The organism is Candidatus Poribacteria bacterium, assembly GCA_016866785.1.
In the GTDB taxonomy this organism is placed as follows: Bacteria; Poribacteria; WGA-4E.
In genome coordinates, this window is record VGLH01000144.1 from 1 (window position 1) to 9,721 (window position 9,721).

At 64.7% G+C, this 9,721-nt stretch carries 6 protein-coding genes and 1 pseudogene; 1 reads left to right on the forward strand and 6 read right to left on the reverse strand.

Translation table 11 applies throughout. The features are described 5' to 3' along the window. Positions 1-889: 889 nt before the first annotated feature. Both FJZ36_16275 and FJZ36_16280 read right to left on the reverse strand, forming a co-directional pair. Positions 890-991 (reverse strand): annotated as a pseudogene (locus tag FJZ36_16275) (ABC transporter substrate-binding protein). 784 nt (positions 992-1,775) lie between these two features. Next, positions 1,776-1,985, reverse strand: a complete 210-nt coding sequence (locus tag FJZ36_16280) for a hypothetical protein (protein MBM3216458.1) — start codon at positions 1,983-1,985, stop codon at positions 1,776-1,778. A gap of 3,357 nt (positions 1,986-5,342) precedes the next feature. Here FJZ36_16280 and FJZ36_16285 point away from each other — a divergent pair. Further along, positions 5,343-5,792: a hypothetical protein gene (locus tag FJZ36_16285; GenBank protein MBM3216459.1), complete on the forward strand. Its 450-nt coding sequence runs from the start codon at positions 5,343-5,345 to the stop codon at positions 5,790-5,792. A gap of 129 nt (positions 5,793-5,921) precedes the next feature. On the opposite strand, the gene FJZ36_16290 is transcribed toward FJZ36_16285, so the two are convergent. From FJZ36_16290 to FJZ36_16305, 4 genes are all read right to left on the reverse strand, one after another. After that, complete coding sequence (locus tag FJZ36_16290; GenBank protein ID MBM3216460.1) at positions 5,922-6,641, reverse strand: DUF1638 domain-containing protein; 720 nt, start codon at positions 6,639-6,641, stop codon at positions 5,922-5,924. 28 nt (positions 6,642-6,669) lie between these two features. Continuing rightward, positions 6,670-7,500: a LamG domain-containing protein gene (locus tag FJZ36_16295; protein MBM3216461.1), complete on the reverse strand. Its 831-nt coding sequence runs from the start codon at positions 7,498-7,500 to the stop codon at positions 6,670-6,672. Between the two features lie 63 nt (positions 7,501-7,563). After that, positions 7,564-8,289 carry an SDR family oxidoreductase gene (locus FJZ36_16300; GenBank protein MBM3216462.1) on the reverse strand — a complete coding sequence of 242 codons (726 nt, stop codon included), beginning with the start codon at positions 8,287-8,289 and terminating at the stop codon, positions 7,564-7,566. Beyond that, positions 8,286-9,233 carry a 6-pyruvoyl tetrahydropterin synthase gene (locus FJZ36_16305; protein ID MBM3216463.1) on the reverse strand — a complete coding sequence of 316 codons (948 nt, stop codon included), beginning with the start codon at positions 9,231-9,233 and terminating at the stop codon, positions 8,286-8,288. Before FJZ36_16305 ends, FJZ36_16300 begins: the two co-directional genes overlap by 4 nt. Between the last annotated feature and the right edge of the window lie 488 nt (positions 9,234-9,721).

Consider the following 9,721-nt stretch of genomic DNA (forward strand, 5'->3'; position numbering starts at 1 on the left):
CATCGACGAAGAAGGGGAACTCCTCGGCTATGTCGTCATCAAGGACACCGCGACTCGGGGCACGGAGCTACGCAACGTCTACAGCCTCGGGAACCGGAACATCTCGCCGACCGACTTCGAGCTGAGTATCTGGCGAGGCGGTTCCCAGGCGTTCACGGCGTCGAACGGCGTCTACCCCTACATTCAGCTCTTCGGGCTCGACAAGAACGGCGACCGGCGAGTCGATCCTGAATTCATCGACTTCGAGCGCGGGCTCGTGTTCTTCCCGGACGCTCGTCCATTCGCCCTCGACGCGCCGAACCACCCCTTCGCGCACCTGCGAGATCAGGTGGCGAACCCGGCGATCTACGCCGAGAATCCGCGCCCCAACGACCAGGTCTATACGATCCAGGCGGACTACTCGTACCGATCCGACGAGTACAACATGGGCGTCCTCAATGTCATCCCCGGCAGCGAGGTCGTCCGGCTGAACAACCGCCGGCTCCAGAGGGACGTCGATTACCAGATGTTCTACGACTTCGGCTCGATCACGTTCAACACGCAGTTGAGCGAGTTCGACGAGATCGAAGTCGACTATGAGTACTCGCCATTCGGCGGGCAGTTCCAGCAGACCGTCGCAGGCATGTGGCTCGACTACGAGTGGCGCGACCGTGGGAAACGCCCCGGGCAGGGGGATCAGCAGCCCGGACGCGGTCCCGGCGGCAGAGGCGCGTTGGATGATATGTCCGGGCTCGGCAGCCAGGGCTCCTATGGGAACTACGGCAGCCAGTACGGGTCTTCGTACGGTTCGTCGTACGGGTCATCCTATGGATCGTCGTACGGATCGTCCTATGGGTCATCGTACGGATCGTCGTATGGGTCGTCGTACGGCAACTACAGCGGCGGGTACGGGAACTACGGCAGCAGCTACGGCAGTGGCTATGGCGGGGACTACGGCGGCTTTGGGGGCTATGGCGGGTCGCGCCGCAGCTACGGCATCAGCAGCGGGAGCTACTTCAATCCGCTGTTCATCCAGGGGTTCCGAGTATCGGCGGGCTACGTCTACAACACCGGAAAGCGCGCCACCAGCATCCCAGACGTGAACGAAGCGCCCAGCCGCCTACAGGCATTCGACGTCAACACGAGCTTCGGCAGGGCGTTCGAGCTCGCCGGGATCGTCAGCGCGCTGCCGTTCGTGCGACCCAAGTCCTTCCCGCTCTCCATCGACTTCAGCGGCGAGACCGCGTTCAGTCACAACAACCCGAACTCCGTCGGCTACGCCCTGATCGACAGCATGGAGGGGGCGCGCGACGCGACGAGCATCCCGACGTACAAGCACCAGTGGCAGATCGCCAGCACGCCGTTGGCGCGAGCCGCAGACCCGGGTTCCTCGCGCGTCGTCTTCTCGATCCTGCCGCGCGACGACATCAAGGCGCTCCCGGCGAACTACCTCAAGAACACGCGCGTCAGCGCCGCCCAAATCAACCCGCTGGCGCGCACGACCGAGGAAAGGCTCGTCACCGAGCTCGGATACGACCTGCAAGACGTCATCGGCGAATGGGGAGGATTCACCTACCCCATGTCCCCGGACGGCGTCGATTTCCAGAACCGACAGTCGCTCGAGATGTGGCTCCGAACGACGGGCGACCGGGACGTGACGCTCCATATCGACATCGGTATCCTGAGCGAAGACACCGACAACGACGGTCGCCTCGACAGCGAAGACCTCCCCGCCGACCTGACGGACACTAACGGCGACGGCAAGATCGACTATCTCGACCTCGACCAAGAGTCGCTCACGGGCTCCAAGCGGTTCTACGGGAACGGCTCCCTTGAGGAGTCCGAGGACAAGGGGTGGCTCTTCGATCAGGAGCTGGGCGGCTTCGTGCGCATCGGAGAAGGCGACAAAATCCTCGACGGCGAGGATTTGAACGGCGACTCGGTTCTCGACACGCTGAACGCCTACTACTCGCTGTCGATCCCGCTGAACGACATCCCGTCGGAATGGCTCAAGAAGCGGAACGACAGCAGCGGATGGACGTTCGTCAGCATCCCCCTGTCCGAAGCCAGCGAGCTCGGCTTGCCGGCGTGGGGGTACGTGAAGCAAGTGCGCGTCTGGGTCGAGAAGAACCGCGCCGGGAGCGTGACCGGCAAGGTCCAGTGGGCGTCCATCGAGTTCGTGGGGAACCAGTGGGAGGAAGGCGTCGTCGCCGATGCCACTGGGGTCGCCGCCAAGAGCGATTCGGGCGAATACCTGATGGTGACGGCGAAGGACAACTACAACTACGCGGACTACCTCGCCGCCTACCGCCAGCTCGAAGACGACGAGGAATTCAAGGACCTCCATCCGTTCGTCGAGAGCGCCCTCGGCTTCGGCACGCAGGAGCAGAAGGAACAGACGCTCTCGCTCGCGTTCCAGTTGAACCCGAAGTCGATGGGCGTGACCTGGAAGCGCCTGAACGGTCCCCGTCGCGGCGACGGGCAGGATTTCTCGAAGCACGACACGCTCAAGATGTGGGTCTACGGACACGACACGGGCGGATCGCTGGTCATCCGTCTCAGCTCCAGCCTGCGAACCGGCGGCTATTACAGCTATCGCAGCTACGCCAACTACGGAACCGGCACGCAGCAGACCGAGCCGACCGTCGATGTCTTCAAGGACCTGAAGGACTACTACGAGCTCGTCGTGCCACTCGACTTCCAGGGATGGAAGCACGTCGTGGTGACGCTGGAGGACAAAGACGGCAATCAGCACCCCGACGGTCTGAAGGCGGTCGGCAACCCATCCATATCGAGCATCGGCGGGGTCGTTCTCGGCGTGCTCAACGACGGCAACGACCCCATCGACGGCGAGGTGTGGGTCAACGACATCTACCTGACCGACCCGATCGTGCGGTCTGGCTGGGCGCGGCGCGGAAACGGACGGATCGGGCTGGGGAACCTGCTGCAGGTGGATATCGGCTACACGAATCAGGACCGCGACTTCGAGAACTCAGCGGGGCAAACGAGCCGATCCTACAGCATGTACCAGGGATACAGCACGAGCACGGACGAGTTCAACGTGAACGCACGTCTGCTGGCGCTCCGTTGGCTCCCGCTGGAATACAGCGTCCGCAGTCAGGAATCCGTGTCGGAGAACCGACCGGGAAGCATTTCGACCTACGCCGCCGGCGCGAGCAAGATCGACAATCAGACGGTTCGCACGCAGTTGGTGATCAAGCACGCCCCGGAGCTCGGTTTCACGTTCGATTCCCAGGAGATGTGGAACGAACGGCGCGGAACCGAGTTCAGCGACCTGTACATCACGTCGCTGCGATACGGCGTCCGCGAGTACGTCCGGCTCTCCACGGAATACCGCCATGAGAACGCCATCGTCGACCAGACGACGGCGACGAACACGACGAGCGGGCAGAACGGCTACTACGGTTCCTACTACGGCAACAACGACCGCATCGTGGACAGCGGAACCGTGACGCTCGAGCTCCGACCCGTGCGCAGCTTCTCGCTGCAGCCGACCTACGACATCCGCCGCGAGCTCGCCAAACGCGAGGCGCGCACGGCGACGCAGACGCCCACGACCCAGCCCGAAGACCCGGCAACGCCGATCCCCTACCGGATCGCGGAGCGCGACCAACGGCTGTCGCTCAGACCGACTATCAACAAGTCCTTCTTCGGCATCCGACCCACGCTGAGCGCCCAGACGAGCTTCCGCGAGAACTGGTTCGACCTGAAGAAGGACCTGAGCATCAACAGCGACATCCGAGTCGGAGTCAGTCTGCGCCTCAAGGAAGTCCTGAAGCTAACGCCGAAGCGCAGACCGGAGGAAGCCACGGAGCGCGAACCCGCCGTCGCGCCGACGAAGCCGACCGTTCCGCAAGAGGAGAGCGCACCTGCCGAGCCGTCGCCGACTCCAGACGACGTGGCAGACGACACCGACGCTTCGACGCCACCGGAGCCCGCCGTCGCATCGGTTCCCTCGACGGACGAGCCCTCCGCTGCGTCGGAACCTGCGGCGTCGGAGCCCGCGCCTGCCGACGGACCCGGACTGCCGCCGTCGCCGCCCGTGACGATTTCGGATGCTGCCGAGGACTCCTCGAACGCCCCAGAGCCCGCCCCATCCGAGCCCGACATCGCAACGGCAGCGCCGCCGGTTCCCCAGAGCGACGAATCGACCGATGCCGTCGAGGCGCAGGAGCCCGCCCCTCAGCAGACGCCGGTTCCCCAGACATCGACGGCGACCCGACCGCCGTCCACCAGCAGCCTCGCGTCCGAATCGACGAGCCTGCGCGAGGACACGTTCTTCCGCGAGCAGGAACGTCTCGACCAGATGACCCAGTACGGCTACGACCTGTCCCAGTACGAAGAGGCGCAGTTGAGCCGTGGCGACTGGCTCGGACGCGGCAACCAGGAGCTCGACCGCTCTCTGGCAGCGCGGCAGGGACGCGCGATACGCGATGACGGCTACACGATCTGGCAGCGGTCGCTCACGTCGTTCTCGATCAGCGCCGATTACAACTACGACGTGCGCGACTACCTGCGTCAGCTCGATTCCGACGTGACCGTTCGCGAAGCCCTCGCTCTGCCGGACGACTCGCCCCAGCGATCCCAATCGACCAAGTCGAACCGCATCTCGTTTCGCTCGTCGTTCGACCCGTTGCTGTGGATGTCGCTCAGCGGCGACACGTCCTTCCGCAACAGCTTCACGAAGAACATCGGAACCGCATCGCGGCAGCTCTCGACCAACGCAGGCAGCGACGTGAAGCTCTTCACGCCTTCCAATCGCGCGTCGATCCAAGTTCGGTACGACTACCGCACGTCGGATCGCAAGGGCGGAACGTCCTCGTTCGGTTCCAGCCTGACACACGAGGGCTCGCTGACGTGGCGTCAGGCGTGGGGCGAGACGCGAACCTCGCTGGGATCGCGTGTCAGCCTGCGGACGCAGGAACGGAGCGGCGTCACGTCCGACGGCGTCGTTGTCACACCGAGTCTGAGCGTCGACTACAACCTGCGCACCCAGTCGGGATGGAAGGTTCCGCTGATCGGCAAGACTCTGAAGCTCGAGCAGAACCTGAACGTCACCAACTACTTCACGACGGTGATCCGGCGCGAGAGCTTGGGCAACAACCGCGACGCCCGCTCGGAGCGCTATCAGACGGCTCTCCAGGTTGGCTACAATCTGAGTCAGCGCGTACGCGCGAACATGAGTCTCAGCGTTAGCTACAACAACGACCGCGTCGAAGCCGGACGCGACTACCTCTCGGTATCCAGCGCCCTGATGCTTCGCGGGGAGTTGCAGTAAGGAACGCACCGCGTCGCGCATGCCCTGCCGCCAGGCATCCGCACGCTCGACGAGGAGCCGCACGATGACGCGTTCGATGGCTGTGGTTGCCAGGTTCGCGGCCGTGATCGCCGCGCTGGCGCTGTTCTCGGCGTGCGACGAGTCCGACCGTGATCTGATCGCCGACTACACTGAGAGCGTCGTCCATTCGCCGCAGTTGTCTGTCCACTCCGGCGAGTGGCACGCGTTCGACTTCGTCGTCACGTCGGACATGGTCGACCCGTTCCTCCGCCTCGACTTCGATGTGACGAGCGGCAGGGACGCCGAAGTATTCGTGTTCCACGAATCGGGGTATGCGTCTTGGCCCACTGGGCCCAACGCGGAGGCGATCTACTTCTCCGGGCGGGTCGGCTCCGTGAGCCACGACATCCGGCTGACGCGGACGGGGCGGTACTACCTCGTCGTCAGCAACCGTTTCTCGGTCGTCACCGACAAGGTGATGGAGCTGGACGCCGACCTGGCATACCAACTCTGATGGACTGATTCCCGGAAACACTGCACGCTTCGTAGGGGCGGCCCGACGGGTCGCCCTCGTCGTGAGACGGGCGACGCACCGCGTCGCCCCTACGGCGCGGCGTCCGCGGAACGACCCACTGAGGCGGCGCTACGCCTCGGGTTCTCGGGAGCGGAGGATGGCGTCGTCGTGCGACGGCTCGATGACCTGTCCGGGCTGCACGACGAGAAAGTCCTCCGCGTCCCACTGACCGTTGACGAACCGCTCGACCAGCCCCGGATCGCCTTTCAGCTCGTCGTAGTTCCATCCCAGCCATTCCGCGGCGTCGCGCGTCTCGTCCTTGAAGCGCGACGTGTCGTGCATTCCCAGATCGACGTAGGCGGCGTTCGAGTAGGCTTTGAACCAGCCCTGCTCCATCTCCATCAGGTACTGCCCGTTGTCCTCGCCGTACTTCTCGACATAGGAGTGGAGGATGCGCTCGTACCGCTCCTTGCCCGGCATGAGCGACGTATCCATCCATCCTGGGCTGTACCAGTAGGTACCGGGGTGTCGGTCGAAGTACTCACGGTAGCGTTCCTTGGATCCCAGCAGGAACGTGATGCAGTCGTGCCCCCGGACGATGACGAGCGGAACCTTCCGAGCCCGCACGCCTTGCACGCCGTTGCTGCAGAGCCCGTAGCCGACGAGGATGGCATCGTACCCGTCCGGCGTGGCGTCGATCGCCGCCTGGACTTCGCGGCGCAGCGTGTCGGGCGTGTTGTGCAGTCCCTGCGGCAGAAACGCGAAGTCGAACACGTGTTCCGACGCCGCCGCGTAGTGGCAGAGCTCGCGCCAAAGAACCTGGCACGCCACGATCCGGTAGCGACCCATCACGTCTCCTCTGGAATCCGATATGTGCCTATCGCGCACCCCGCAGGCGGGACCACGTTGTCGCCAGCTTGCCACTCGGCGCGACCGCCAGAACCGGCGTCACGGGAGCCCCCGGAACCCACTTCGGGTTCCCGATGACGATGCCGTCGTTCTTGTTGCCTGAGGCGTCCGCCGTCTTGCCGCCCTTGCCCTCGTTGAGATGCCACAGCAGGCGCGTGTTTGCGTCCGGCGCGAACTCCGTCTTGGGAACCGTGAAGTCCGCCGTGTATCGGACGACATCCGACACGCGAACCTCGTCGATGACGCCTCGGAACACCTGGTTCCCGCAACACGGGCGCCAACCGATGTTGAACGGGCTGCCCGCTCCGTCCTTCTTGAGGATCGCCTGATTGTTGATCTTCTCCGTGTGCGCGAGCTTCCCGTCGATCCAGCCGCGCGTGTTCGCGCCGTCATACGTGACGGCTGTATGGTGCCACTTGCCTTGCTCGACGACGCCCTTGCCCCACCACGCCCACTGACCGGCGTTGATGGCGAACTGCAGCGCGCCGCCCACGACGGCGTACTCGTACGAGTCCTCCTTGTTGACGATGATCCCATCGCCCATCGGATAGACCCACGCCTCCATCGTCAGCTCTTTGCCGGTGATGTCGAGGCTGTCGCTATCGTCCGCCTGGACGTGATCCGCCGCGTTTGCGGAAAACTCGAACCCGAAGTTCTGCGCCTGCGCTCCCCAGACACCCGCGATCAGAAGCCCCAGCCCCACCGATACTGTCGATATCCGCCTGCGATGCATGGTTTCCTCCTTATCGACCCGCTGCCTGGACGACTCGGAACGCGTCGCGGCGACCCGACACAGCATTCCGTCGCAGCGGTACTGCAATCATCGGCAGACCCGTGGACGGGCGCAAGGGGTGGGCGTCGGCTACAGAACGCCGAAGGGAGGCATGACGCGCACCTCGTCGATGACGGCTCCCCCTGGTTGCGTCACGGCGAAGACGACCGTCTCTGCGACGCGTTCCGGCGGCATCATCTCGGACAGGTCGGGCGTGAACTCCATGCCCTTCCAGAAGGGCGTCCGAGTGGAGCCTGGCAGAATCGCCGTGACACGGATGCCTCGGCGACGCACCTCACCGGCGAGCACGCGCGTCATCATCAGGGCTCCCGCCTTCGCGCCACAGTAGGCGCTCGACGCTGGGAACGGTGTCTCGGCGGCGACCGACAGGACGTTGACGACGTGTCCGCTGCCCTGTTCGAGCATCGACGGAAGAGCGTAGCGCGTGCACAGGTAAGTTCCGTGCAGGTTCACTTCGACCGTGCGCCACCACGCGTCGGGATCGGATGACTCGACCGGCTCGAACACAGCGGAACCGGCGTTGTTCACCAGGATATCGATCCGTCCGAAGCGATCTAGGCTTGCCGACACGAGCCGCTCGACGGACTCCGTCCGGGTCACATCCGTCGGCACGGCGAGCGCGGTTCCGCCATTCGCTTCGATGGCTTCTGCCACGCGCTCGAGCTCCGTCTCTGTTCGAGCCGCAAGAACGATCTGGGCTCCGAGGCGGCTGAGGGCGACGGCGGTCGCCTCGCCGATCCCCCGTCCCGCTCCGGTCACGACGGCGATGCGGCCCGTCAGGGCTCCCGTGGTCATTCCGGCGCTCCGTACTCGAACCAGCTCTTGGGAGTCTCATAGAGGCGGACGCGATGGAGGCGAGCGCCGTCGGCGAAGCGGGGCTTCAGCCGGTCGTGGATCGCCCGGACGACGTTCTCGGACGTCGGATTGAGACCGCGCAGGTCCGCGACATCCGTGTTCAGGTGCTTGAAGCCGTAGCGCTCGATGATCTCCTCGCCGACGATCCGATCCACCTGCTCCAAATCGACGACCATGCCAGTGACAGGGCTGGGAACGCCCGCCACGGTCACCTCGACACGGTAGTTATGCCCGTGTCCGTTCGGGTTGTTGCACTTTCCGTAGAGTTCGATGTTCTCCGCGTCGGACAGGTTCGGCTCGTGAAGTCGATGCGACGCGCTGAAGTCGTACGCCCTCGTCAGCGTCACCATCGGGCCCTTCTCCTCCTGTTGTCCCCGGTAGTCCGCCCACAGCGATTCGCTCTCCTGGACTCGCACGCCGACGAGGCGACACTTCTCGACGACGCCCGATAACTGCGCCCAGACGAACAACGCGATGTTCTCCGTCGTCGGGAGCCGAAGACGGAAAGCCGGGTGGTCCAGGTTCAAGCACTTATGATCGAGCTGCGTGACGATCAGCCGCTCGATGAGATCGTCCACGTCCTTGATGTTCAGGACCATGCCGGTCGCCGGATTCACCTCGCCCGCAACCTCGACGAACAGCATGTAGTTGTGCCCGTGGGGCGCGGCGACGGGCCCGAAGCGCTCGCGGTTCTGCTCGGGCGTCAGACCCGGCAGCGCGAAGAAGTGCGACGCCTCGAAGTCGATTCGCCGGCACATTCGCACAGTCGGCACCTCACGAATCCTCTCGATCCGGCTGCAGCCGCATTCGGGCGCGACGGCGCTCAGGAACCCAACCCATGTGGAGGGCCCACTCCACGGCGCGGCGCAACACCTCATCGGCATCGAGGTACGAGTATCCGAGCTCCTGCTGCGCCTTCGCGCAGCTCGCGTAGGCGTTCCGACCCGCGAAATCGTGAACCATGTCGCGCGTCACGAACGGCGCTCGTCCCAACAGCGACGAAGCCCCTTCGACGACGGCGGCAATAGCCGGCATGATCGGATTCGGCAGTTTCGCGATGGGCATGCCGAGCCCGGTCAGGCGGTGTAGGCGCGCGTAGAACTCGCGGAACGACATGTCCTCGCCGCTCAGGATGTAGCGCTCGCCAGCCTTTCCGCGCTCCTCCGCCAGCAGGATGCCCTTCGCCACGTCCTCGACGTCGACGATGTTCATGCCCATATCGAAGTACGCGGGAGCCCCACGGCGCAGGTAGTTCACGACGAACTCGACGCTGGGCGTCGGACGGAGGGCGTTGGGTCCCAAGACGAGCGTCGGGAGGACGAAAACGACCTCGACGCTGGCGCTCTCCGCGAACTCCCGCGCGTGCTGTTCC